Source organism: Yoonia sp., assembly GCF_017854415.1.
Taxonomy (GTDB): Bacteria; Pseudomonadota; Alphaproteobacteria; order Rhodobacterales; family Rhodobacteraceae; genus Yoonia.
The window spans coordinates 26,593-50,584 of the sequence record NZ_JAFMHR010000002.1; the positions used below are offsets into that span (position 1 = coordinate 26,593).

The 23,992-nt window shown below is 55.2% G+C and carries 26 protein-coding genes; 19 read left to right on the forward strand and 7 right to left on the reverse strand.

The features are described from left to right. Positions 1-20: 20 nt before the first annotated feature. The 6 genes from QZ197_RS00480 to QZ197_RS00505 form a co-directional block, all read right to left on the reverse strand. Positions 21-1,184 (reverse strand): membrane dipeptidase, encoded by a 1,164-nt coding sequence (locus QZ197_RS00480; RefSeq protein WP_296429246.1) that lies wholly within the window; start codon positions 1,182-1,184, stop codon positions 21-23. Positions 1,185-1,198: 14 nt separating this feature from the next. Continuing rightward, a complete protein-coding gene (locus QZ197_RS00485; protein WP_296429247.1) occupies positions 1,199-2,365 on the reverse strand; it encodes a lytic murein transglycosylase in 1,167 nt (388 codons plus the stop codon). 94 nt (positions 2,366-2,459) lie between these two features. Then, complete coding sequence (gene cbiB / locus QZ197_RS00490; protein WP_296429248.1) at positions 2,460-3,356, reverse strand: adenosylcobinamide-phosphate synthase CbiB; 897 nt, start codon at positions 3,354-3,356, stop codon at positions 2,460-2,462. Further along, positions 3,353-4,288, reverse strand: coding sequence for a threonine-phosphate decarboxylase (locus QZ197_RS00495; protein WP_296429250.1), 936 nt, complete (start codon positions 4,286-4,288; stop codon positions 3,353-3,355). The genes cbiB and QZ197_RS00495 overlap by 4 nt, the downstream gene beginning before the upstream one ends. Further along, positions 4,285-4,659 (reverse strand): DUF1636 family protein, encoded by a 375-nt coding sequence (locus tag QZ197_RS00500; protein ID WP_296429252.1) that lies wholly within the window; start codon positions 4,657-4,659, stop codon positions 4,285-4,287. The genes QZ197_RS00495 and QZ197_RS00500 overlap by 4 nt, the downstream gene beginning before the upstream one ends. Positions 4,660-4,786: 127 nt before the next feature. Beyond that, complete coding sequence (locus tag QZ197_RS00505) at positions 4,787-5,761, reverse strand: glutathione S-transferase family protein (RefSeq protein ID WP_296429253.1); 975 nt, start codon at positions 5,759-5,761, stop codon at positions 4,787-4,789. A 301-nt stretch (positions 5,762-6,062) separates the two neighbouring features. Here QZ197_RS00505 and QZ197_RS00510 point away from each other — a divergent pair, with 301 nt between their 5' ends. From QZ197_RS00510 to QZ197_RS00545, 8 genes are all read left to right on the forward strand, one after another. Continuing rightward, positions 6,063-6,275, forward strand: coding sequence for a DUF6732 family protein (locus tag QZ197_RS00510; RefSeq protein ID WP_296429255.1), 213 nt, complete (start codon positions 6,063-6,065; stop codon positions 6,273-6,275). Then, on the forward strand, positions 6,272-7,471 hold the full coding sequence (locus tag QZ197_RS00515) for a sirohydrochlorin chelatase (RefSeq protein WP_296429256.1): 1,200 nt from the start codon (positions 6,272-6,274) through the stop codon (positions 7,469-7,471). The genes QZ197_RS00510 and QZ197_RS00515 overlap by 4 nt, the downstream gene beginning before the upstream one ends. Positions 7,472-7,539: 68 nt before the next feature. Then, on the forward strand, positions 7,540-8,175 hold the full coding sequence (locus tag QZ197_RS00520; protein WP_296429257.1) for a precorrin-8X methylmutase: 636 nt from the start codon (positions 7,540-7,542) through the stop codon (positions 8,173-8,175). Beyond that, entirely contained in the window at positions 8,168-9,370 is a 1,203-nt protein-coding gene (gene cbiE / locus QZ197_RS00525) for a precorrin-6y C5,15-methyltransferase (decarboxylating) subunit CbiE (RefSeq protein ID WP_296429258.1), read from the forward strand. Before QZ197_RS00520 ends, cbiE begins: the two co-directional genes overlap by 8 nt. After that, a complete protein-coding gene (gene cobI / locus QZ197_RS00530) occupies positions 9,367-10,068 on the forward strand; it encodes a precorrin-2 C(20)-methyltransferase (protein WP_296429259.1) in 702 nt (233 codons plus the stop codon). The genes cbiE and cobI overlap by 4 nt, the downstream gene beginning before the upstream one ends. After that, a complete protein-coding gene (gene cobJ, locus QZ197_RS00535; protein ID WP_296429260.1) occupies positions 10,059-11,867 on the forward strand; it encodes a precorrin-3B C(17)-methyltransferase in 1,809 nt (602 codons plus the stop codon). Before cobI ends, cobJ begins: the two co-directional genes overlap by 10 nt. A gap of 91 nt (positions 11,868-11,958) precedes the next feature. Continuing rightward, on the forward strand, positions 11,959-12,726 hold the full coding sequence (gene cobM, locus QZ197_RS00540; RefSeq protein WP_296429261.1) for a precorrin-4 C(11)-methyltransferase: 768 nt from the start codon (positions 11,959-11,961) through the stop codon (positions 12,724-12,726). A gap of 30 nt (positions 12,727-12,756) precedes the next feature. Then, complete coding sequence (locus QZ197_RS00545; RefSeq protein ID WP_296429262.1) at positions 12,757-13,164, forward strand: hypothetical protein; 408 nt, start codon at positions 12,757-12,759, stop codon at positions 13,162-13,164. Between the two features lie 9 nt (positions 13,165-13,173). Here QZ197_RS00545 and QZ197_RS00550 read toward each other — a convergent pair whose 3' ends face one another. Beyond that, the gene (locus QZ197_RS00550; RefSeq protein WP_296429263.1) at positions 13,174-14,346 is read right to left on the reverse strand and encodes a PatB family C-S lyase; all 1,173 of its coding nucleotides are present in this window, start codon (positions 14,344-14,346) and stop codon (positions 13,174-13,176) included. 109 nt (positions 14,347-14,455) lie between these two features. Between QZ197_RS00550 and def (QZ197_RS00555) the strand changes: the two genes are divergently transcribed. The 11 genes from def (QZ197_RS00555) (at position 14,456) to QZ197_RS00605 (ending at position 23,958) form a co-directional block, all read left to right on the forward strand. Then, complete coding sequence (gene def, locus QZ197_RS00555) at positions 14,456-14,977, forward strand: peptide deformylase (RefSeq protein ID WP_296429264.1); 522 nt, start codon at positions 14,456-14,458, stop codon at positions 14,975-14,977. A gap of 10 nt (positions 14,978-14,987) precedes the next feature. Continuing rightward, positions 14,988-15,443 carry a peptide deformylase gene (gene def, locus QZ197_RS00560; protein WP_296429265.1) on the forward strand — a complete coding sequence of 152 codons (456 nt, stop codon included), beginning with the start codon at positions 14,988-14,990 and terminating at the stop codon, positions 15,441-15,443. Then, entirely contained in the window at positions 15,440-15,940 is a 501-nt protein-coding gene (def, locus tag QZ197_RS00565) for a peptide deformylase (RefSeq protein ID WP_296429266.1), read from the forward strand. Before def (QZ197_RS00560) ends, def (QZ197_RS00565) begins: the two co-directional genes overlap by 4 nt. Before the next feature lie 50 nt (positions 15,941-15,990). Continuing rightward, positions 15,991-16,890 carry a methionyl-tRNA formyltransferase gene (gene fmt / locus QZ197_RS00570; protein WP_296429267.1) on the forward strand — a complete coding sequence of 300 codons (900 nt, stop codon included), beginning with the start codon at positions 15,991-15,993 and terminating at the stop codon, positions 16,888-16,890. 129 nt (positions 16,891-17,019) lie between these two features. After that, positions 17,020-18,102: a hypothetical protein gene (locus QZ197_RS00575; RefSeq protein ID WP_296429268.1), complete on the forward strand. Its 1,083-nt coding sequence runs from the start codon at positions 17,020-17,022 to the stop codon at positions 18,100-18,102. 40 nt (positions 18,103-18,142) lie between these two features. Next, complete coding sequence (locus QZ197_RS00580; protein ID WP_296429269.1) at positions 18,143-19,264, forward strand: hypothetical protein; 1,122 nt, start codon at positions 18,143-18,145, stop codon at positions 19,262-19,264. Between the two features lie 72 nt (positions 19,265-19,336). After that, positions 19,337-21,277, forward strand: coding sequence for an ATP-binding protein (locus QZ197_RS00585; protein WP_272146437.1), 1,941 nt, complete (start codon positions 19,337-19,339; stop codon positions 21,275-21,277). Then, complete coding sequence (locus QZ197_RS00590; protein WP_272146435.1) at positions 21,264-21,623, forward strand: hypothetical protein; 360 nt, start codon at positions 21,264-21,266, stop codon at positions 21,621-21,623. Before QZ197_RS00585 ends, QZ197_RS00590 begins: the two co-directional genes overlap by 14 nt. A 13-nt stretch (positions 21,624-21,636) precedes the next feature. Further along, entirely contained in the window at positions 21,637-23,001 is a 1,365-nt protein-coding gene (locus QZ197_RS00595; RefSeq protein WP_272146432.1) for a DUF6638 family protein, read from the forward strand. Then, positions 23,001-23,276, forward strand: a complete 276-nt coding sequence (locus tag QZ197_RS00600; protein ID WP_272146431.1) for a hypothetical protein — start codon at positions 23,001-23,003, stop codon at positions 23,274-23,276. The genes QZ197_RS00595 and QZ197_RS00600 overlap by 1 nt, the downstream gene beginning before the upstream one ends. Before the next feature lie 10 nt (positions 23,277-23,286). Beyond that, positions 23,287-23,958, forward strand: a complete 672-nt coding sequence (locus QZ197_RS00605; RefSeq protein ID WP_272146429.1) for a DUF1523 family protein — start codon at positions 23,287-23,289, stop codon at positions 23,956-23,958. The last annotated feature ends 34 nt before the right edge of the window (positions 23,959-23,992 follow it).

Genomic DNA, 23,992 nt, shown 5'->3' on the forward strand with positions numbered 1-23,992 from the left:
TTTAGGCTCTGAAGAACAGTTTAGCGTAGGCGTGCGCGTAGGACTCTGATCATATTGCCGCCCATGATTTTCGTGATTTGTGCTTCGGTGAGGCCGGTTTCGAGTAGGGCATGGGTGAGGCTGGCGAGTTGTGATACGTCAAAACCGGTTGTCACTGCACCGTCAAAGTCTGACCCAAGCGAAACGTGATCTTCGCCCAGCAAATCGACCGCTGCTTTGATTGTTGCGGCCACCCCTGATGGACTGTCGTCGCAGATGACATCGGCCCAATAGCCGATCGCGATGACCCCGCCTTTTGCAGCGATTGCTTGCATCAGGTGATCGGGAAAGTTGCGTTTGACGGGGCAGACGCTGAAAATACCTGTGTGACTGACGACGATGGGCATGTCAGTTATTTCCAGCACATCACGCGCCACTTGCTGCGACGAGTGCGCAAGGTCCAGGATCAGCCCGCGTGCTTCGACGTCTGCCACAACTTGCCGTCCGAAATCGGTCAGGCCGTGGTCACCCTCGCCATGCAAAGACCCACCCAAGACGTTATCAAAAAAGTGTTGCAGCGCGATCATGCGGTGCCCTGCTGCCATCAGTTTATCAAGGTTTGCGATGTCCCCTTCGAGCGCATGTGCCCCTTCGATACCCAACAAGCCGCCAACCACGATTTGCCCCGCAGCGCGGTCTGAAAGCAGTGTTTCAAGGTCGGCACGGGTTTTGATGACCCGCAGTTGCCCATTCGATGCATCCGCATAATCATGCAGTCGCTTTGCTTGGTGCATTGCGCGCTCCAGCAGGCTGTTCCATGTGCGCGGCGGCCAGAGTTGTGCGACAACCAGCGTTGTAATGCTGTCTGAAGCATCGGCTGAATTGCCATCATAATTTTGCCCTGCCGGGCTTTTTGTGACCGCAGTGAACATTTGCAAGGCGACATTGCCTGCGATCAAACGTGGCAAATCCACATGCCCGCGATCGGAGTGATCCAGCAAGCTGCGTCGCCACATAAGAGTGTCAGCATGCCAATCGCCGATGATCAGTTCATCGTGCAGGGCTTGCGCCTGCGCCGATACGGGAAATGGGACATGCGGTGTGACGGCGTTGCGGTTGTCTTCGACGATGCCGGGGACAAATATCAAAAACCCCGCGACGGCCGCACAGAGGGCAAGGCCCAGAATTTTAACGAACAACTTCATTGGTTGCGGTCTATCTAGAGCCGACCTAACAGATCACGCGTAGGCCATGCATCGGCTGGCAACCCGAGGCGTCCCTGTTCAGCCTGTACCGCTGCCCGTGTCATCGCGCCCAGGATTCCGTCTATGCCACCCACATCATGCCCGCGTGCGGTCAGTTTGCTTTGCAGTTGCTGCATTTCTTGACCGCTAAGTGCAGGCGTCGGATTGCCCGCATCATAGACGGGTGCGCCGCCCAAACGTGTCGCGAAATAGGCAGCAGTTGTGACGTAAACAAAGCTTTTGTTCCACTCAAAGTAGACCTCGAAATTCGGATAGGCCAAGAACGCTGGGCCGTCGCGTCCCATTGGCAGCAGGACCGATGCTTCGAGGTTGGAGGGCCCCAGCGATCCAGTGCGCGCAGTGACCCCGCGACTGGCCCATTCACGCACACTGGCTTTGTGGTTCAGGCCGGTTTGTGACCAGTCCAGATTGGAGGGCAAAGCGATCTCTTGCAGCCACGGTTCATTCGCCCGCCAGCCTAGTGACGACAGAACATTCGCGCCCGTCATCAATGCGTCGGGTGACGAGTTTTTGAGGTCCACGACCCCGTCGCCATCCCCGTCCATGCCTTGGCGCACGATTTCACGGGGCAGTTTTTGCAATTGCCCGATTTCGCCTGCCCATGCCCCAGTTGTTGTAGCCGGGTTCATGCCGCCGCGGCGGTAAAGTTCGATTGCGGCAATCAGTTGAGGGCGGAACAGCTCTGGCCTGCGGCAATCGTGGGCAAGTGTGAGCAGTGCGTTGCGTGTGTTAAAGTTACCTTGGACTTGACCAAAATCGGTTTCAAACGCCCAAAATGCCAAAAGGACGCCGCGCGGGATGCCAAAACGGGCTTCGATCGTGTCAAAGGTGCTGTCAAAGCGGCTTCCATAGGTTGCCCCGTTGTTGATGCGGTTTTGGCTGATTAAGGCACGCGAGAAACTTACAAAGTCTTTCTGGAAAACGCCTTGTGACCGATCTGCATTGATGACCGATTGTTCGATCTGCGCGCCTTGGAAAAAGGCATCTGTGACGGATGCGGGAATGCCCGTTGCTTGCGCTTCGGCTTTGACGTCGTTGATGAATGCGCCAACTGGCCCGCCGCAGGTTTGGGCATTGGCCGCATTTGCGAAAAGAATGAGGGCGAGGGCTGCTGCGCGCATTGTGATCTCCGGCTTGGTTGATTGCGTTGAGCGTAGCAGTGCAGGGCAGGCGCGCAAGTGGTCATGCAACACAGCGGGGCAATACGCCGACTGGTTAGAGCAGAGCCAAAAGCAGGGCCATCACGAGCGACGCACCCCAGGTTTTCCAAAGCACGCCTATTGTCCGGTCGATATCGTCCGCACCCAGATCGCGCTCTCCATCGCCATTCACAAACGGGAAATCCTGCATTTGCCCATCATAGCTGCGCGGTCCACTGAGGGCGATGTCCAGACCATGCGCCATCGCGGCCTCTGGCCAGCCGGCATTTGGAGAGCGGTGCAGCGGGGCTTCGTGCAGGATTGGACGCGGGTTCGGGCGCGTTGTCACAGCCCAAATCAACACTGCGGTCAAGCGCGCAGGGATCAGGTTCAGCAGGTCATCAAACCGTGCCGCTGCCCATCCGAATTGTTCATGTTTTGGTGTGCGGTAGCCGATCATACTGTCGGCAGTATTGGTAATCTTGTAGATTAAAAGCCCCGGCAGTCCTGCGATTGCGAACCAAAAGATTGGCGCGATTACGCCGTCTGACAGATTTTCAGCGGCACTTTCGATAGCAGAACGCGCAACTGAAGGTCTGTCCATCGTGCGCGTGTCGCGTCCCACGATCATCGCCACGCTTTTTCGTGCATCGCCGAGTGAGAGGCGCAACGCGTTGCCCACGGCCTGCACATGTTCGACAAGAGATTTTTGTGCCAGCAGAATGGCGAGGATCACGATGTCTAGGAGGTTTGTCGGCAAAAGCTGGATCAGCCAGCCTGACAATCCCGCACTCACGCACAATCCAATCAACGTCATTACGCCCATGAGCTGCTTGTTGTCGCCGCGATTGAACCGCGCGTCGCACCACCCGATGAGCCGTCCCATTAGCACGGCTGGATGTGGGACGCGGTTCCATAGCCAGCGCGGTTCGCCCAAAGCAGCATCCAGAAGCATCGCTATGACTAGCGTCACAACGCGGCTTCCAACTGGTCCCACCGATCAGCAGCAGGCAGGCCAAGGCGCAGCCAATTGTCTGCATAGGGAAATGTGCGCGACCATATGTGATGACGCGCTAGGCGGTCTTGCATGGCCGCAGCGTCCCCAACATCATAAAGCCGGAAAAGCGTTGTGCCGCCGACCAGTTTTGCTCCTGTCGCTGTGACCAAACGGTCAATGCGTTTGGTGTCACCTGTCAGACACATGCGGGTTTCATTGGCCCATTGCGGATCAGACAATGCCTTTGCCCCGATGGACAGGGCGGGGCCAGATATCTGCCAAGGGCCAAGTGTGTCCGTCAGATTGGCGATGATCGCAGGGTCGCCGATTGCGAAACCAAGACGCAAGCCTGCCAACCCCCAGAATTTACCGAAGCTTTTCAAAACGACTGTGCCGGGGCGTTTGGCCAATGCGATCAGCGAAGCATTGGGCATTACATCGCAAAAGCTTTCGTCGATGATGACATAGGGGGCTGTCAGATTGTCAGCCTGCCACAAATGCCCGTCTGGATTGTTAGGATGCACCGCGACGATCGCGTGGCTTGGTTCTTGACCCAAGATCCATCCGGATGCAGCAAACGCTGCCGCATGTTCATTGTAGGTCGGGCCGGGGATAGAAACTGTGCCCGTGGGAAGGACGCGCGGCATTGCTGCAATGATCGCCGACGCACCAGTGGCCCCAATGATAGCAGCCTCATCAGGGATGTTCCAAAAGCTCCGCGCTAAATCATAAAGCCGCGTGAATGCTGCCTGATCCGGCAAGGCCGTCCAAGCGTCATGCGGAAGTGTCGGCATGGGGTAAGGTGTTGGATTAATTCCAGTCGACAGGTCCAGCCAGCTTTCACGCGTCCCACCGTATTGGGCAATCGCGGCATCAATACCGCCGCCATGATCGCGCTTTTGGGTCATTCGTCTGTCGGCAATGGCGGGTGACGGGTCACAAAGTGGCCCTTGATCGCGACCGGCCATTCACGAAACGGAACGCGGCCTGTTTCGGACTGGGCATGCTGCATGGCGTAAGCCACGATTCCAGCTGCGGCATCCGCGTCAGGATCAAACGCACCAAGGGTATAGTTCAGCTTTCCGGCGCCCTGAATTGCGACATTGCATGCGCCTTTGCAGCCCATCAGGCACGACACACGACGCGTTTTGACGCCGGACAAGCCCGTAGCTGCCGCTTCGATCAGTTCGGCAAGCGCCTCACCGTCGGTCTTTTCCATCGCACCCGCGTCCCAGCCTTCGCGCTTGCAGGTGTCGCAGGTCGTAATCCAAGTCGTCATCGCTCACCGCCCAATCTGTGTTGCCGCGTTTCAAACGGATTCTTGCTCTGTGCACAAGGTATCAAGCGCCAAACTGCCGATTGGAACAGTTTGGCGCTGCGTTTTTGGGCTGAATGATGCTTGGCGCCTATGACCGCCCGTGTGGTGCATCCAAATGCAGTTCCGGATTGATCGGGATAATCCGGTTTGGGTTAATCGTGTCATGGCTATAGTGATAGTGGCGCACGATATGCTCCATATTCACCGTCGCTGCGACCCCTGGGATTTGATAAAGTTCACGCATGTACCCTGTCAGGTTTGGGTAATCAGCAATGCGCTTGCGGTTACACTTAAAGTGCAGGTGATAAACAGGATCAAAACGGACCAGTGTGGTCCAAAGCCGCCAATCGGCCTCGGTCAACTTGTCGCCCATCAGATAGCGGTTTTCAGCCAAACGTGCCTCTAGCCAATCCAGAGTGTCAAATAGCGGGTGAATAGCCTTGTCGTAGGCCGCTTGAGTTGTCGCAAAACCGGATTTGTAGACGCCATTGTTCAGCGTGTCATAGATCCGGTCGTTCACAGGCGCGATGGCATCACGCAATTCTTCCGGCCAGTAATCGTCGTTGTTGCCGGTCACGTCATTGAACGCGCTGTTGAACATGCGAATGATCTCGGACGATTCGTTCGAGACGATTTTGTTCGTCTGTTTGTCCCACAAGATCGGCACGGTTACGCGGCCGCTCACGTCTGGTACGGCTTTGATGTAAATATCGCGTGCAAACTGCAGACCGAACAGCGTGTCACCTGTGGCGCCGTGTTCATCTGCCTCGAAGGTCCAGCCCTCGGACAACATATCGGGATGAACTGCAGAGATGCTAATATGATCGGTTAGGCCCTTAAGTTGGCGAAAGATCAATGTGCGGTGCGCCCATGGGCAAGCGTATGAAACATAAAGGTGGTAACGTCCTGATTCCGCTTTGAAACCAGCCTCACCAGATGGGCCAGCAGACCCGTCCGCTGTGACCCAATCGCGAAAGCTTGCGTCTTTGCGCACGAATGCGCCGCCGGATTTCTTTGTATCGTACCAAACGTCGTGCCAGACACCGTCAACAAGTTGGCCCATGTGTATTCTCCTTCAATGCGTTGATCCGTACTTAGCGCAACTGCAACCTCGAACATAGGGCATTGAATGCGCAAAGAGCGTGCGATGATGCACACCAGAGGATCTTGCCGCGGCGCAGGTCCAAATTGTCGCTTATGCGTTTGCCCTGCACCTCACTGGCCACTATACGGACCACCAGACGAAGCCCACGCAGGGCCAGAACGGTTGGGGGCAGATCGGTCGACCCACTAAGGGGACCAGATGCCGCATCGTCGATATCCGCAGTGCGGGTTTCTGGTCATGTCGTGAAACGGAGGGTCCCATGCGCGGATTGCTAACACTGACGTTGATTTTTGCTGGAACTGCTGCGGCAGCACATCCCGGCCATTGGGCGGATATTGCAGGCCACGACCATTGGGTCGCAGGTGCGGCAATCGGTCTGGCGGGATTAGCCGCGATATGGGGTGCTCTTAAAGGCAAAAAAGCCCAAGAAGACGCAGAACCCGAAGAAGAAATGGAAGAGGAAGCAGCATGAAAACCGGTGTTATGATTTGCGGTCACGGTTCGCGCAGCCAATCGGCCGTGGACGAATTTGCAACGCTTGCTGACAAGTTGCCCGCCTACTTGCCCAAAGACTGGATGACTGACTACGGCTATCTGGAATTCGCCAATCCGGTCATCCGTGACGGCCTTGATAAACTACGCGAGGCAGGCTGCGAACGCATCCTTGCGGTGCCCGGCATGTTGTTCGCCGCGATGCACGCCAAGAACGATATTCCTACGGTTTTGAACACCTACGCTGCAAAACACGGCATGACCGTATCTTACGGCCGCGAATTGGGCGTTGATCCAAAGATGATCGCCGCCGCCGCTGGACGTATTCAGGCTGCGGTTGATGCGGCCAATGCAGAACATGGCGAAATGCCTCTGACAGAAACGTGCCTTGTGGTTATCGGACGCGGTGCATCTGACCCTGACGCCAACGGCAACGTCGCCAAGATCGCGCGCATGCTACAAGAAGGCATGGGCTTTGGCTGGGCAGAAGTTGGTTATTCCGGTGTCACTTTCCCACTTGTCGAACCCTGCCTGCAACACGTGGCAATGCTGCCTTACAAGCGCATTATAGTGTTCCCGTATTTCCTATTTTCCGGCATCCTGATCGACCGTATTTACGGCTTCACCGATCAAGTCGCTGCCGAACACCCCGATCTTCAGTTCATTAAGGCTGGCTACTTGGGCGACCACCCCAAAGTCCTCGAGACCTTTGCCGAACGCATTATGGAACAAGACAGCGACACCCCGCCGCCCAACTGTGGCATCTGTGGATATCGCAGTCAGGTACTGGCGCTCGAGGACGGCAAATCACACAAAATCAGCGTCGAAGACCGGAGCCATCCGGCCTTTGGCTCCGTCCCGCCGCCGACCTGCGTTCTGTGCAAGTACCGTACGCAAGTGTTGGGCTTTGAAGGCGAAGTGGGGGCCGTACAAGAAAGCCACCATCACCACGTCGAAGGCCAAGGCGCAAACGCACCCGGCTCTAACGTTGCTGATTGCGCGCTGTGCGACACATTCTGTACCGGCATGTGCCGGCTCGCGGCGCAGGACAAGCACGACCATGATCACCACCACGGTCACGACCATCACCACCATGATCACGACCACCAGCACGCAACGTACCCACATGCTAAACACCCGCATGGCCCCGAAAGCGCGCGCAAGCCAAAGCCCTGATCATCATCTTGCCCTGAAAACTCCCGCCGGAGGCTCCGACCTTCGCCTCCCGACACAAAGGCCAGCCATTGCGCCCCTACGAAAAAGACCCAAAGGCGATCTACGCCCAAAGCTTCGCCACAGTGCGGGCAGAGGCGCGTCTGGACCGGTTTGCTCCGGCGATGCAGCCGTTGGTCACACGGTTGATTCATGCGTGTGGCATGATCGAAATCGCAGATCGCTTGGCGTTTTCCCCAGATGCCGCAGTCGCCGGACATGCGGCACTTGCTGCCGGTGCTCCTGTCTTATGTGATTGTGAAATGGTCGGCGCGGGTATCATCCGGCGTTATTTGCCAGCCCAAAACGAGGTCATTGTGACTCTCAACAATCCGTCCGTGCCAGCGCATGCAGCAGAGATTGGCAATACGCGATCTGCCGCAGCGGTAGAGCTGTGGAAAGAACATATCGACGGCGCTGTTGTGGCGATTGGAAACGCGCCAACCGCACTATTCCACTTACTAGAGATGCTTGATGCTGGCTGGCCAAAACCTGCTGTGATCTTGGGCTTTCCAGTCGGGTTTATCGGCGCCGCCGAAAGCAAGGCAGAACTTGCGTCGAACCCGCGCGGCAGCGAATTCGTCGCATTGCGCGGACGGCGTGGCGGGTCTGCAATGGCTTCGGCTGCGGTAAATGCGCTGGCTGCGGGATTACCCGAAGATGTCTGATCCTTGGCTGCATATCGTCGGGATTGGCGAGGACGGAATGGAAGGGCTTGTGCCCGCGACCCGCGCCACTGTCGAAGCCGCAGAAATTATCATTGGTGGTGACCGCCATCATGCGCTGACAGATAATATCACCGCCGAGCGTCTCGCATGGCCCCACCCCTTTGATGCGCTAATTTCAATCATCGAAGGCTTGCGTGGACGGCGCGTCGTGATCCTTGCGACGGGCGACCCTTTGTGGTTTTCGGTCGGTGCGCGGATTGGACGGGCGCTTGACCCATCAGAGATCGTTTATCACCCGCAATTGTCAGCTTTCCAATTGGCTGCCGCCCGTATGGGATGGTCGCTGCCCGACGTGGAAACACTGACCGTGCATGGGCGTCCTGTTGAACAGATGATCGCGTTTATCCAACCTGATGCGCGCTTGTTGGTGTTGACGACGGGTGCTGAAACGCCAGCACAAATCGCAGCGTTCTTGACGCAACGGGGTTTTGGTGGCTCAAAAATGACCGTGCTTGCCGCGATGGGTGGCAAAGATGAGGCCCGTTTTGACGGCATAGCGGAAAGCTGGAACCACGAGGTGCCGGCTTTCAACACACTTGCGGTTGAATGTATCGCCGCACCAGACGCCGCCCTTCTGCCGCGCGTCCCGGGTTTGGCGGATAACCTGTTCCAGTCAGACGGCACCATGACCAAGCAAGAGGTCCGCGCAGCAACTGTCGCCAAACTGATGCCGATGCGAGGTGCGCTTTTGTGGGATATCGGCACAGGCTGCGGCTCTGTCGCAATCGAATGGATGCGCGCGGCACGCTATGCGCGCGCTATCGGGATTGAACCGCGCGCTGACCGGCGCGCAATGGCAGCCGCAAACGCGCTGGCGTTGGGCGCACCCAAGCTTGAACTGATCGAAGGCACGGTGCCCGAGGCGCTGATTGGGCTGGACGCGCCGGATGCTATTTTTATTGGTGGCGGGCTTAGCCGTGCTACGTTTGATGCTGCTTGGGATGCCCTACGCCCCTTGGGTCGTTTGGTCGCCAATGCGGTCACCCTTGAAAGCGAAGCCGAATTGATTGCCCTGCATAAAATCTACGGCGGCGATCTGGTGAAAATATCGATCCACCGCGCAGAACCTGTGGGCCGTATGACGGGTTGGCGACCTTCAATGCCAGTCACACAGTGGAGCCTTGTGAAACGATGACAGGAACACTTTATGGTGTCGGCCTTGGGCCGGGCGCGCCCGATTTAATGACTTTGCGCGCCGCCCGCTTGATAGAGGCAGCGCAGGTCATCGCCTATCCGACGCTTGCGGGTGCGGAAAGCTTTGCGCGTGCGATTGCAGCGGATTTAATCGCCAATGATGCCCGCGAAATTGTTATGGATGTCCCGATGTCCGTTGAACGCGCACCTGCACAGGCCGCCTATGATAAAGGCGCTGCCGAGATTGCGGCAGCGCTCGATGCGGGCGATGATGTTGTCTGCCTTTGCGAAGGCGATCCGTTCTTTTACGGGTCGTTTATGTATCTTTTTGCGCGCCTATCTGATCGCTACCGCGTCGAGGTCGTGCCGGGCGTGACATCTATCACTGCATGCGCTGCACGTGCGGGCATGCCGCTTGCGGCTCGCAACGAACGCCTGACCGTGCTGCCCGGCCCTTTGCCCGAAGCAGAATTGCGCGCGCGCATTGATGGCGCAGAAAGCGTCGTGATTATGAAGGTCGGCAGGCATCTGGCCAAGATCCGTTCCGTGATCGCCGATCTTGGGCTGACTGCATCTGCGGTTTACGTCGAACGTGCGACCCTGCCACAAGAAGTTGTCTTGCCGCTGGCCGATGCCCCCGAGAAGGCACCATATTTTTCAATGATTTTGTTGACGAAAGGGGCCGATCCTTGGCTTTGAAACCCGTTGTTTTGGCGCTGTCGCGCTCGGGTGAGGCGACAGCCCACCGTGTCGCAGGCGTCCTTGGCGCACAAGTACATGGCCGCAAAGACCGTGTCACAAAGGCGGATGCATTCTTTGACAACGCGCTGGACCACGCGCGTGATCTGTTTGCGGCAGGTGTGCCTGTTGTTGGGGTCTGTGCGTCTGGCATTCTGATCCGCGCCGTGGCCCCCTTGTTGGCTGACAAGCGCACAGAGCCACCTGTGATTTCAGTCTCTGATGATGGTGCTGTTGTGGTGCCGCTGTTGGGTGGTCATCGCGGTGCAAATAAAATGTCTGCGCGGATCGCCGCCGCTTTGGGTGCGGTTTCGGCTGTTACTACGGCGGGCGATGTGGCCTTGGGGGTTGCCCTTGATGAACCGCCTGCTGGTTGGCGTTTGGTAAACCGCGATGATGCAAAGGGTGCCATGGCAGCGTTATTGTCTGGTGCCGGAGCCAATGTCGTTGGCGATGCACCTTGGTTGGCTGATTTGCCGAAAGGCGAGGGCGTAAAGTTATCGGCTACAATGACGCGCCAGTCTGATTTGGGCGCGGCGCATTTGCAGTTTGCACCGTTGCGTCTGACACTGGGTGTTGGCTGTGCACGTAATTGCGATCCGGTAGAGCTGTCTGATCTTGTGGCCGAAGTCTTGGCCGAAGCTGACGTGGCACCTGAGGCAATTCATTCGGTTAATACGATTACCTTAAAAGCGGACGAACCCGCGATTATTCAACTGGCAAATGCGCTTGATGCGCCGCTGTGTTTGTTCGAGGCCGAAGCACTTGAGGCGCAGACGCCACGTTTGGCAAACCCGTCCGATGTTGTGTTCGCCGAAGTTGGCACACACGGCGTATCTGAGGCGGCGGCACTTGCCCAATCTGGTGCATCGGGTGAATTCCTAGTGACCAAGCGTAAGACGGCAAATGCCACTTGCGCGTTGGTTTTATCCCCAACGCCGTTGACAGAGTTTGTTGGACGGTCACGTGGAAAGCTAAGTGTTGTTGGGATCGGCCCGGGTCAAGCTGCATGGCGGACACCCGAAGTATCTCGGCTTGTTTCCGAGGCGGAAGAGCTTGTTGGCTACGGCCTTTATATCGATCTGCTTGGCCCCTTGGCGATTGGCAAGGACCGCTCTGATTTCCCGCTTGGCGGAGAAGAGGATCGTTGCCGCTATGCGCTGGAACAAGCGGGTAAGGGCAAGAACGTTGCACTGGTGTGTTCGGGTGATGCGGGTATTTATGCGATGGCGGCACTTGTGTTTGAATTGCTGGACCGTGGTCCTGAACAGATGGGTGTCACGGATGCTGCGCGGCGGGTTGAGGTTGTTTGCTCGCCGGGTGTCAGTGCGCTGCAAGGTGCCGCTGCAAGGGCTGGGGCCCCGCTGGGTCACGATTTCTGCGCGATCTCATTGTCTGATTTGCTTACCCCGCGCGAAGATATTGTGAAGCGTTTGAAGGCTGCAGCGGAGGGTGATTTTGTGATCGCCTTTTATAATCCGGTGTCGATGCGCAGGCGGACGTTGCTGGCCGAAGCGCGGGATATCCTGCTGGAACATCGCCCTGCAGATACGCCCGTGATGTTGGCGTCATCGCTTGGCCGGCCAGAGGAATATGTCCGCTATCGTCGCTTGGATGAGTTACAGGTGGATGAGGTGGATATGTTGACTGTTGTTTTGATCGGGTCTTCGCATTCAAAGCTGGCCCAATTGGGCGAGGGGCCGCGGATGTATACCCCGCGCGGTTATGCCCGCAAGATTGACGGGGACTTGGCAGGATGACGCTGTTTCGCAAATGCGAAATGCGCCCCACCCTGCCTGCCCGTGGCCTCTGGCAGACGTTTATTTGGAATAAGAAGTATGAGGGTGCGCTATGACTGTTTACTTTATTGGCGCAGGGCCGGGCGATCCTGAATTGCTGACGATCAAGGCGGCTCGTATCATCGGGGAATGTCCGGTGTGCCTTTATGCAGGGTCTTTGGTCCCTGTCGAAGTTGTCGCATGCGCGCCCGAAGGGGCGTCTGTGATGGACACGGCCCCCATGACTTTGGATGATACCCATGCCGCGATTTTGGCAGCTCATGCCAAGGGTCAGAATGTGGCCCGTGTCCATTCAGGTGATCCGTCGCTTTATGGTGCGATTGCCGAGCAAATTCGCCGGTTAAAGGCGGATGGTATCGACTATCAAATCATCCCGGGCGTGCCTGCCTATGCTGCCGCTGCCGCCGCGTTGGGCACTGAACTAACTGTGCCAGAGGTGGCCCAATCTATTATTCTGACCCGTATGTCGATGAAATCAACGGGCATGCCAGCAGGTGAAACGCTTGAGAATTTTGCGCGTACCGGTGCGACTTTGGCGATCCATCTTGGCATTCGTGCTTTGCGTGAAATCGAGCGCCAGTTGGCCCCGTTTTACGGCGAAGATTGTCCGGTAGCGGTGATTTACCGCGTTGGCTGGCCGGATCAGTTGATCATTCGCGGGACGTTGATGGATGTGCGTGAAAAGGTGCGTGAGGCCAAGATCACCCGCACGGCGCTGATCCTTGTTGGGCCTGCATTATCTGATTCGCATGGTTTTCCGGACTCGGCGCTTTATGATGCAGCCAAACCGCATGTGTTGCGCCCCCGCGTTAAGGCATAAGAATAAGGCATTGCCGCACTGCGGCGGATTTTGTCATTTGATCTTTACCTTTTCCGTAGCATCTTTGGTGCAGGTAAAAAGGGTGCCGTTATGTATACGTTTATGTCAGATGCCGTGCGTCAGGGTTTGGAAGATGCGCGTAAGGCCGCGCTAAAACGCAAAGATCGCCTTTCAGTCCATGATGGCGACGATACATACCGTGTTCGTAGGCTTTGGGATGGCGGATTTGCGCTTGATCTGGATGGATCAGATCGGTTGCGCGGACGCGTCGATATCTATGATGGTCCCAAACATCTCTACCAATGCCTTGTTATGTCGTCGGTTGCTGACGACAATGAGCGGGTGTTCGAATTCAAATGGCTGACACCTGCAGCAACTGCACCAGCTGCAGATTTTGTGAAACCAGACTTTGTACCAGCAGGGCTAATCAGTAGATAAAGCCAAGCGTTATTGCAGGTCTGCAAAGGCAGCTTGCATGCGCTCGACCGCTTCTTCAACGTTGGCGCGCTGTGTCGCGAGGTTAAACCGCATGAACGTTTCGCCACCTGCGCCGAATGTCGGCCCCTGAGAGACAGCAATTTTTGCTGTTTCACGAATGCGCGTTGCAACTTCTTCATGCGACATGCCTGTATCGGCAAAATCAACCCACGCCAGATACGTTGACTGCAACGGAAGCGATTTGACGCCGGGGATTGCGTTGATACCGGCATCAAAGATTTCGCGATTGGTCTGTAGGTGTGCGATCTGTGCATCGACCCAAGCCGCCCCTTGGGGAGAGTAAGCCGCGGTAATCATCGTGATCCCAAAACCAGTTGGCGCGTAATCCAACGACCTTAACCGCTGGCGCATCTCACCGCGCAATTTATCATCAGCAATGATCATGTTGCCTGTGCGTTGACCTGCGATGTTGAATGTCTTGGACGCGGCGGTCAGGTAGATCGTGTTGTCGCTATCATCGGGGGCTGCCACCCCTGTGGGGACAAAGCTGTTGCCTGCGTAAACCAGGTCGTGGTGAATTTCATCGCTGACCAGCAGCATGCCGTTCTTGCGCGCAAATGCTGACACCGCACGCAGTTCATCTGCTGTCCAAACCCGTCCAGACGGGTTTTGGGGTGAACACCAAATGAGCATTTTCTCTTTGCCAGTCAGCCTGCTTTGCGCGTCGTCAAGATCAAGAGCGTAAGTGTCGCCTTCGCGTCTCAAAGGGCATTCGGTCACAACACGCCCCGCCTTTCCAATCTTAAGCGCGAATTCATGATACACGGGGGTAAATATCGCGACTGCATCATCAGGCGCGGTCCAGACATCAATACAAAGCGCGATCGCATTGCCAAGACCTTGGGTCGTCAGAATCCAGTCGGGTTTTATCTCCCAGTTGTGGCGCGTCTGCATCCACCAAGTGATCGCATTTAGGTAGGCCTCATGTTCAAAGCTATAGCCGAACACACCACGGTCGACTGCTTCTTGCAGCGCAGCGGTCACGCAAGGTGCTGTCGCGTAATCGGAATCAGCCGTCCACATTGCCAGTCCGTCGTCAGGCGAGACGCCAAAGAGCTTTTCCATCAAATCCCACTTTGTACTTTGTGTATTCCGGCGGTCGATGGGGGTGTTGAACGACATGCATTTTCTCCTGCGATTATGCGGCCAAACTGCGGCGCTGCGCCACGAGGTGCAAGTCGATTTTCGTCCACTGCTTGCGATGTGCGCGCGGACGGATTAAATCACCCGAATGTCAGTTAGAAACATCCTTCTTCACCCCGACCCGCGCTTGAAAAAAGTGGCCACGCCTGTGACGTCCGTCTCGGATGAATTGCGCCAATTGGCTGATGATATGCTTGAGACAATGTATGACGCGCCCGGCATTGGGTTGGCAGCACCACAGGTGGCTGTGATGAACCGTATGATTGTGATGGATTGCGCCAAAGACGAAGACGCAACCCCAGAGCCGATGGTTTTGATCAATCCAGAAGTTGTTTGGACCTCGGACGAACAATCCGTCTATGACGAGGGCTGTTTGTCCATACCAGAGCATTATGCAGAAGTTGAACGCCCCGCGGAAGTTGAAGTGTCGTGGATGAACCTTAATGGTAAAATTCAACGCGAACACTTTGACGGGTTGTGGGCCACCTGCGTGCAGCATGAAATAGATCACCTGGACGGAAAGCTGTTCATTGATTACCTGCGCCCGCTGAAACGCCAGATGATCACCCGCAAGATGCAAAAGCTGAAACGCGAAATGGCGCGGGGCTAGGGTTTTGGCATTGCGCGAAATCTGTTATGAAGGCGCGCCGGTATTGTTAGCGACAGCAGCGCCAGTCTCCAAATTTGACGACGCGCTTGGCCATTTGATCCGTGATATGTTCGAGACGATGTATGCAGCCCCTGGGCGCGGATTAGCCGCCCCGCAGGTTGGCGTCAGCCAGCGGGTGTTTGTTGTCGATACGAAATGGAAAGAAGCAGATCCAGAATCGATGCTTTTTGTGAACCCGCGTATTGCAACGCAGGCGGATACGCAAATTGATGGCGAAGAGGCCTGCTTGTCGATCCCCGACAAACGCTTTCGCGTCAGCCGCCCCGCTTGGGTCGAACTGGTCTGGCAAGACCTTGACGGTGTCGTCCAGAAAGGCCGGTTTGAAGGCATGAAAGCCGTCTGCATTTGTCACGAACTGGATCATCTGAACGGTATCTTGATTACCAAAAGTGGAATGCAATTATGACTCATCGCCCTTTTGTCATGTGGCCCCATACATCACTCAAGACGGTCGCCGCCCCTGTGAAAGAAATCACGGATGACGTGCGTGCGATTTGGGACGAAATGATCAATGCGATGGATACCATGCCGGGCGTTGGTTTGGCTGCCCCGCAATTGGGGATTGATATGGCATTGGCCGTTGTCGATGCGTCGAGCGAGCGCGGCAAAGCAATTCGTATGGCCAACCCAGAGATTTTGCACAGCAGTATAGAGCCGCGCGATCATGAAGAAGGATCGCCCAATTTGCCGGGTGTTTGGGCTAAAATCACGCGACCTCGTGCTGTGACTGTGCGGTTTTTGAATGCCCAAGGCCAATGGGACCGCCATGATTTTGTGGGTCTTTGGGCGACATCCGTGCAGCACCAGATTGATCATTTGAATGGCAAGATGTTCTTTGATCGCCTGACACGTATGAAGCGGGATATGTTGATCAAGAAAGCGCGCAAGCTTAAGCGTGGCTGACCACCGGATGCCTCCGGCGGAAGTTTTTTAGGAATAAGAAGGTGGAACCAATGCGTGTGATTTTCATGGGGACACCTGATTTTTCAGTGCCGGTTTTGCAAGCTCTTGTGGATGCAGGGCACGAGATTGCCGCAGTTTATTGTCAGCCGCCCCGTCCTGCAGGGCGTGGCAAGAAAGATCGCCCCTCGCCCGTTCAATTACGGGCAGAGGCATTGGGGCTAGATGTGCGCTATCCGGTAACGCTCAAGTCCGTTGATGCGCAGGCAGAGTTTGCGGCGTTCAATGCCGATGTTGCTGTTGTCGTTGCGTATGGCTTGATATTGCCGCAAGCGATTTTGGATGCGCCGCGTCTTGGGTGTTTGAATATTCATGCGTCGTTGCTGCCGCGCTGGCGTGGCGCTGCCCCGATCCACCGCGCGATTATGGCGGGTGATGCGCAAACTGGCGTTTGCATTATGCAAATGGACGCGGGCCTTGATACTGGACCCGTTTTGTTGCGCGAAGCGACGGATATCGCAGCGGATGAGACGACCGGCGGTCTGCATGATCGGTTGTCTGCAATGGGTGCGTCCCTTGTCGTGACTGCTTTAGATCAGTTGCAGAACCTGACCGCGACGGCCCAACCGCAAGGGGGCGTGACTTATGCTGCCAAGATCGACAAAGCAGAAGCGCGCGTGGATTGGACCCAATCCGCAGCCGTTGTCGATCAACTCATCCGTGGATTGTCACCGTTTCCAGGTGCGTGGTGCGAGGTGTCGGGCGAGCGTCTTAAGTTGCTTGGGTCGCGTGTCGTTGACGGCGTGGGACAACCCGGAGAAGTCTTGGACGGGTTTGTTATTGCTTGCGGGCAAGGCGCTGTCGAGGTGACGCAGGCCCAACGGTCCGGTAAGAAAGCAATGGCCGCCGCGGACGTGTTGAAGGGGCTGACGCTGGGCGCACGCATCGGATAGCGGAATTGCTAAATCGCTTTTCATTGCGGCGATGTTGTTTAAGAATTGCGCCAAAGCGCACACCAGATTTGAAAAGCACGGCAATAGTGCTTACGTATATTTCGACAGAATAATAAATAGGGACGGGATATGGCGAATTTTGAGACTCAGATAAAGCAATCACAAACGCAGGTCGCCGAAGCGCAGAGCAAGATTTCAGAGCTGACAAGCCGGATTGAAATGGCGCGTAGCAAGATGGCAGAAGGTACCGATATCGCGGTCGATATCGAGAACGCCAGCCTTGAGGACGTGCATGCCCATACTGAGTTGATGAACGCTAATATTGCAGAACTGATCATGGGCTTGGATGACGTCACAACGGCGTTTTCCAAAGACTTTGACGAGATGCGATCAAAGACTGGCATGGAAAGCCTGATTGGATTTTTCAGCAAAGGAAAGTCCGACAGCATGCGCCAAGAGCGGATGCGCACTGCGTCAGTTGATGACAAATTGCAGGATCTGATTAGTAAGTCTGATGTCATTATGAAGCTACTCGAAGGTCAACTGGGTGTCCTGAACGAGCAGAAGATCAGTGTTGAAACGAACCTGACGGGCACTTTGGAAGAACGTGAAATGACGGTCGGTTCGCTTGAGGCGATCCGTACCGATATCCTGGCGATGGATCCGAAAATGATCACGCTAGAGAATAAGATTTCTGTTGAGCAAGACGCCGCCGCCCGAACTAAGCTTGAGACAGAGCTTGCAGGGTTGAACGGCCAATATAACGAAATGGTTCAGAACGAGCAGGTTCAATTGGCCAAATCGCAGACTTTGGAACGCTATATCGAAAAGGGAAAGACCTGGATTGATAGTTTGCAAAATCAGGCGGCCACGCAAATGGTGCTGATCAACAAATTGCAGACAGATACCAAGCAACGTGTTGTCTTGTATGACGCCTTATCCAAGTCGCTGAAGACGGCTCAGCAGCAAGATGTGGCTCATAAGATCAACGAGATCGGTGTGAAGACAGACCAAGAGGCACAGACGGCGATGGCCGCCATTGGATCGGCCACAAATGCGCGGATGGCGGACATGTTGGAAGCTCACGAGGATCACATGGTCTTTGCACGCGAAATTCTGGAACAGAAAGCGAAAGCGGATGAACGCTTTGTGCGTCGGTTCCAGAAGATTGTCGAAAAGCACGACAGCAACCAGTATGGGGATCAAAGCTAGGGGTGCGCATTTGTACTGTGGTCAAATTGAGGGCAAGTGAATGAGTGGTTCCAGCCTTCATGCTGATCACATGAAGCTTGAAGATACCCGCGTGACCCGTCGGTATTTTGACAAGTTCGCCAAAATCACCAGCTATCTCACCAAGGTTGCTGCTACGATGGAAACCGAGGGCCGCTTTGACCGTCATGATATTGATGTCATGGCACGCTATCTTGTCGCGCTAAACTGGACGTTCACGGCACTGGCGCACAAGTATCATTTTGCTGGCCGTTTTGAACATGCGGGCAAGTTGACATTTGACCGCAGTGAAAGCGGGTTCCCGATCTACCAAGAGATTTTGGAGATGGCGAATGATGCGCTTCAGGCCAAGCGGCATTTGGCGTCGCAGCCTTCGGTTGATGCGCTCAAGGATCAAATGTTGCAGGTTATTTTGCGCGAGCAAGAGATCCCTTCAAAGCTGCAGTTTGCGCTGTCCCAGCGGCTTTATTATGAAGAACTGTCGCGTGGAGATCAGTTTTGGGCGCGCAATGATCCACAGACTGTTTGGCTGGGTAATGAGGGCGATCGCCGACATTTCTTGGTGCATTGGGCGGTCTATGACAGTCAGGTCAATTTGCCGACAATCTATTTGATGAACGTCGAAGACACGGGCCGCACCGGTTTGCCCAAAGACGAACAGCGCTGGCCCGAAGCGCAGGCGCATTTAATGGCGCAGTCCTTGGCACATCTAAAATTGCTGACGATTGCCAAGGGGTTTGATACCGATTTCGACGATTTGCACCCGACCCGTTTGCGCAGGTTTCACATCGGGCCAATGTATAGCAGTGCGTTCACTCGTCAGACTGGCCCGTTGCGCGAAGTACTGAAGGAAGCGAATGCGCCGGTTGGCGAAGACTGGGCCTTGGTTTGGACCGAAGAAGAGTTGATTTCGGAGCGGGTCGAGAACGTCAAATCAGGCTGGTTTGGGTCGGTGGAACGGCAGATTTTTGCGCTTGATCCGTTTGAGGGTGGAGGTGCTGAAATGGGAGCCAGCCGGATGGAACGGTCTTTGATTATGCCGCAACGTCCCTATCAGGCGCTAGCCGAACGCAACCCCGCAGGGTTTCGTGATGTGCGGAAATTTGTGGTCAGTGAAACTGGCCGTGTGTTGAGCTATCGCTAGCGTCCAGAGTGATGCGAAGGGGCGGGATGCCTCCGGCGGGAGTTTAAGAGGCAAGATGATAAGGATAAGACGATGAGCCAGACAAGCGATCAGATGGAGTTGCGTGAGGAAGATATTCGCGCCCACTATGTGCCAGCAGCCGAGATGTTGATGCATCTGGATCATGCACCGCGTTTGGCAAAGGCGCGACTATCGTTGCAAACAGCAGAGAAATCACCAGATGTTGCGGCTACCCGCAGGCGGTTTCGGTCGACCACACCCGGGATATTGTCGCGCACGTCGGCCCCATCGGGAGGTGTGCGTTTGTTGGACCGGATAGCAGAATCGGACGAGGATGATCCACTGACGTCGCCAGCGCAGGCCGCGACCGCGCATGCGCTGCGCCGTGCATTGTCGATTGCCTTTACCGTCGCGGATGCGTTTTCGGATCAGACCGCTTTGACGGAACTTAAGCGTATCAATCTGGAGGGGCGGTTGTCGCCGGAAAGATCGGCTGAATTCACCGAGTACTTGGCCGCGGAATCGCTGGTTGCGCTTTATACATTTGCCAATGCCACGACGTTTTTTCTGGCGACGCGCGCTGGTGAGCAAACTGTGGACGTGGGCAACGTTGATGAGGTGCTAACAGATAACGCGCCTCTTGCATTGCATGGCGCCCTTTGGGAATTGGACCAGAAGCTAGGCCAATTCGCCACGGACGAGCCAACATTGATTGCGACGCTGTTGGGTTATTGCGAGCAGTTGATGGCCAAAGTAGAAATGCGGGCCGCGAATGCAGGCCGCTTGGCGTCTTTTCATGCCGCATCTTGGCGCGTTGAAGCGGATGATTTCACGGTTCAAGGTTTTACGCCTGCGCGCAAAGCCAAGGGCACGGCGCTGACGATGACCTTCAAAAAGCCCAATGAGGTCGTGGGCAATCACATCGCAAAGTATCAGGCGATGAAGCTGTCCAAGATGCTGATGGCCTATGATTTCGAGCGTAAACTGAACCCCTTTGCCGAACTTGGCGGGTTTATCTTTACATTCATGGGGGACGGTAAGCCGGGCACAGGTAAGACCACTTTGATCCAGATGATGGCAGGGCTGGTTCATGAGTATTGCCAAAATGCGGGCTACCCGTTCCGGTATCAAAACCTATCGACGGACAATATTGACAGTTATCAGGGCAAGTCGGGCCAGAATGCGAAAGCCTTTATCAACAACGTGCTTGATCCCGGTGTCATTGGCTTTGGTACGATTGATGATATCGACCAATTGGCGGGCAAGCGTGGAGATAGGCAGTCTTCTGCGGGGCAACTTGAAATCACTGCCGTGCTGATGGAAAGCTTTGCGGGGGCCAACACAGTTGTGCGTGGCAACTGCACCTTTGGCATGTTTTCGAATTATCCTGAAAACGTTGATGACGCGCTGCGCCAACGGGCCGGTGCGCGGTTCTTGGTGGATGGGCCGCAAACGCTCGATGACTATATTGATATTCTGTATCTGCTGATGGGTAAAAACCACGATATCCCCGTTGGCGCGCATGAGGTTTTCAGTGCGCAAGAGATCAAAAAGGCGGTTGCTGCATCCTTTGAAGGGCATTCGCGTCCTCATGAAGAAGGGCTTCAAAAGGTATTTGAACAGGTCCAAGCGCAGGTCGGTGATCTGGACACAATTGCGAAGTTGGGAACTTACCTGAAGGGAATTCAAGAGGCTGATCCGCGTTTCACAGGCCGTGCAATCAAGAACATCACTGATGCCGTTAAGGTCCGCGCGATGGATTTTGAGCTGCCTGATGAGTGGATAGAAGAGCCTGATTTGTTCTTGTTCAAAGACTACGACACAAAGAAGGGTATGATTTCGGAGTTGCGCCAACCCATCACGGTCGAGATGCTGATTCAAGAGATCAACCGCTATGCCGACAGCGAATTCCGCTATGCTGATAAGTCCGATGAGGTAGCGATTGATGCGATGGTCCGCGATTTCGGCCGTCAGGAATTAGCGAAGAAGCGTTATCTAGATGGGAAAATCTAACATGGCCGAGGTGCTGTCAGACGGGTTAATCCTGCCGGCGCTTGTGTTGGCAACAATGGCATTCTTTGTGCCCCGTTTGCTGGCCCTTGCATTGCCAGAAGGTGTCGCGCCTTTGTTGGCCAATGCCTTTTTGTCCACCGTGTTCCTAATCGTCCTATCGGGCATTTTCTTTTGGTGTCTTTATATCTGGCAAGGTTTGCAGGTGGCACAGTTGACCAACCAAGGCGTCGCTGTGAACGTCGTGTACTTTGGCCAATTGGGTTTGATATCCGCGATCATTTGGGCGCCGATCATGATCTTGTCGGTTGCCGGGCTACCGCGCAAATGGGTGCACAGGACATGGTAAAAGGGGCGCCACTATGCATCGTTTAATCGAGAAGGGCTTGATGTTCGGCAACCTTGTTCGGGTCGACTCGTCGATTCTGGTCGATAGATATAATCGTGCGTTAAATCACCTAACTGGGCGAAAAACGGAACAAAAAGTATTCCATATTGATATATCAGGGTATTCACCAGAGATCGGCGAGGAGTTTGACGACCCGCTGTATCTGAACCATCAAGGCGTCAACCGGCAGTTTATTCTGGTGACTGTTGATCAAGTTACCGCACCGTTGCTGAACGCCAAGTTTTCGACGTCGCGGGGGACTTTGAAGCAGTTCATCGAAGACAACAGAGCAGAGCTATTTGCTTTAACCGCGCGCGATGCAGTTGCCGGAGAGTTGGTGAATTCAGTTTATAGTGCTCAGACGCCAGATAAATTGTTCGATATTCGTATGATAACGGTTGAGGCTGACACGACCAGCGGCACAGTTGCAGAGGCCAAGCAATTGGGCATCCTGATCGACCAGTTCAAAACAGAGCCGGATGGTTGGTACGATGACGTTCTAATCGCCAAAATGATTGGCATGGCCAAGCGCACGGGCGATGTGATCCGAAATCCGGTTTCCCTCAAACAGATGTCGTTCGCCCAAGACAATTTCTGGACCAGTCACTTTGGCGGAATATATGTGTTTCGAGGGGTTGCGCATCCTGCTGCGATTACTGCGGCACCAAAGGAAGAGCTTGGCAAATTGCCGATCCCTTTTACGTTTGACTTCAACGACCGGTCCGCGATCGCGAAATTCCTATCTCTCAATAAGCTGGTAGAACCTATCATGGAGGCGCGCGGCGTCGATTCCGCCGCAATCATTCGTCAGAAAATGGACTTTATTGTCATGTCGGTTGCCACCGAGATGAAGGAAGAATTGACTGGTGCGACCCGCCGCGACTTGCGCCGGATGGGACGCCAATATGCCGACAAACTGCCAGAAGCGTGGCAGGGATTGGCAGAATTGCTGCGCTGGGCCGAAGAAGACGGCCCTTGGCCTGTAATCACGTCAGAGCATCCAGCCTATTTCTATACTTTGCGCGCGCGTGCGCATGTAGATGCAGACCTTGTGAATATGCTTTTGGCTGAACTGTCTCCGCTTGATATTCGCCAGCTCTTTATTTGCCACAAAGAGGCGTTTTATGCGGCCTACGCAAGCTGGCCGGATGAAAAGCGCGCCTATGTCGTTGATTTTCTTGACCGCGAGTACCAGGTCGATAAGGCAGGGACGCGCGAGGCGTTATTCGGACATGAGGGGTCTATGTTTGATATGCCTTCCGTGCCACATAGTGGATCGCAGCGCGATTTGATTGCGCGCGTTGGCCCTTGGGGCGCTGTTTCGCGAAGGAGTAACTGATGGGATTTATCAAACTTGTTGTGTTCGGCTTTATCGGACTTAGCATTATTTATCTGTCCGTTTCAGTCTATTCGCGGTCGGTCCGCAAGGAACGCCTTGAAGACAGGTTCGATACTGAAAATCCGGACGGTGGAACGCCCGGCGCACGTGAGACCTTTATTACCGAAGGTATGGTGGCCTATAATAGTTCTATCCGGCCAAAGCTGATTGGGTTGGTCTATGTTGTGCCTACGGTTGTGATTGGCGCAATCATCTACACAATCAACGCAAACTAAGGACATCACTATGCAGCGTTTCAAAACGATTCTTCGTGTCACTGCCTTTTTGGTGATTGGCAGCTTTTTCCACTACGTTTTGCCGCAGCATGACGTCGTAAAGGTCACTTCGACCGAGATCATTCGCACCGATTTCAGCTCTTTGAACCGCATTTTTTATGCGCAGGCAGACTCGGGTGCTTCAGAGCAACCGACACGGGACTTGCGCCTGATCAATACACAAAAGCAAAAGACGTTTTTGTTGGGCTTTTTGCCGCGCGACACGTCCGGCGTGATGGTTTACCGCAATGAGGACACAGGCTGGATCTGGCCGCCCTATTTCAAGTTCGATAGCTCTGATTTGCAGGCAGAGGCCGCGAACTTGGCGCGCGGTGACGAGTGGGCCGTCGTGACGCATTATGGCTGGCGGATCCGCTGGGCGAGCATCTATCCAAACGCTGTTGGCGTGAGGACGATCTCTGGACCTGAAGTCACGATTATTCCGTGGTTCAATATTTTCTTCTTCGTGTTTTTGATGGTCGCACTTGTTTTCATCCGTGCCATGTGGCGCCAGTTCCGCGAGCGGTCCGTTGATCCGCTATTGGATGCGGCGGGGCATGAATTTGACGAGGTGCAGGCGAGTGTCGCCGCGCGCAAAGGTCGATTGTCGCGTTGGATTGATACTTGGCGTAGCAAAAAGTAGGGGCTTTGCCCCCGGCGCTGCGCACCTCCCCCAG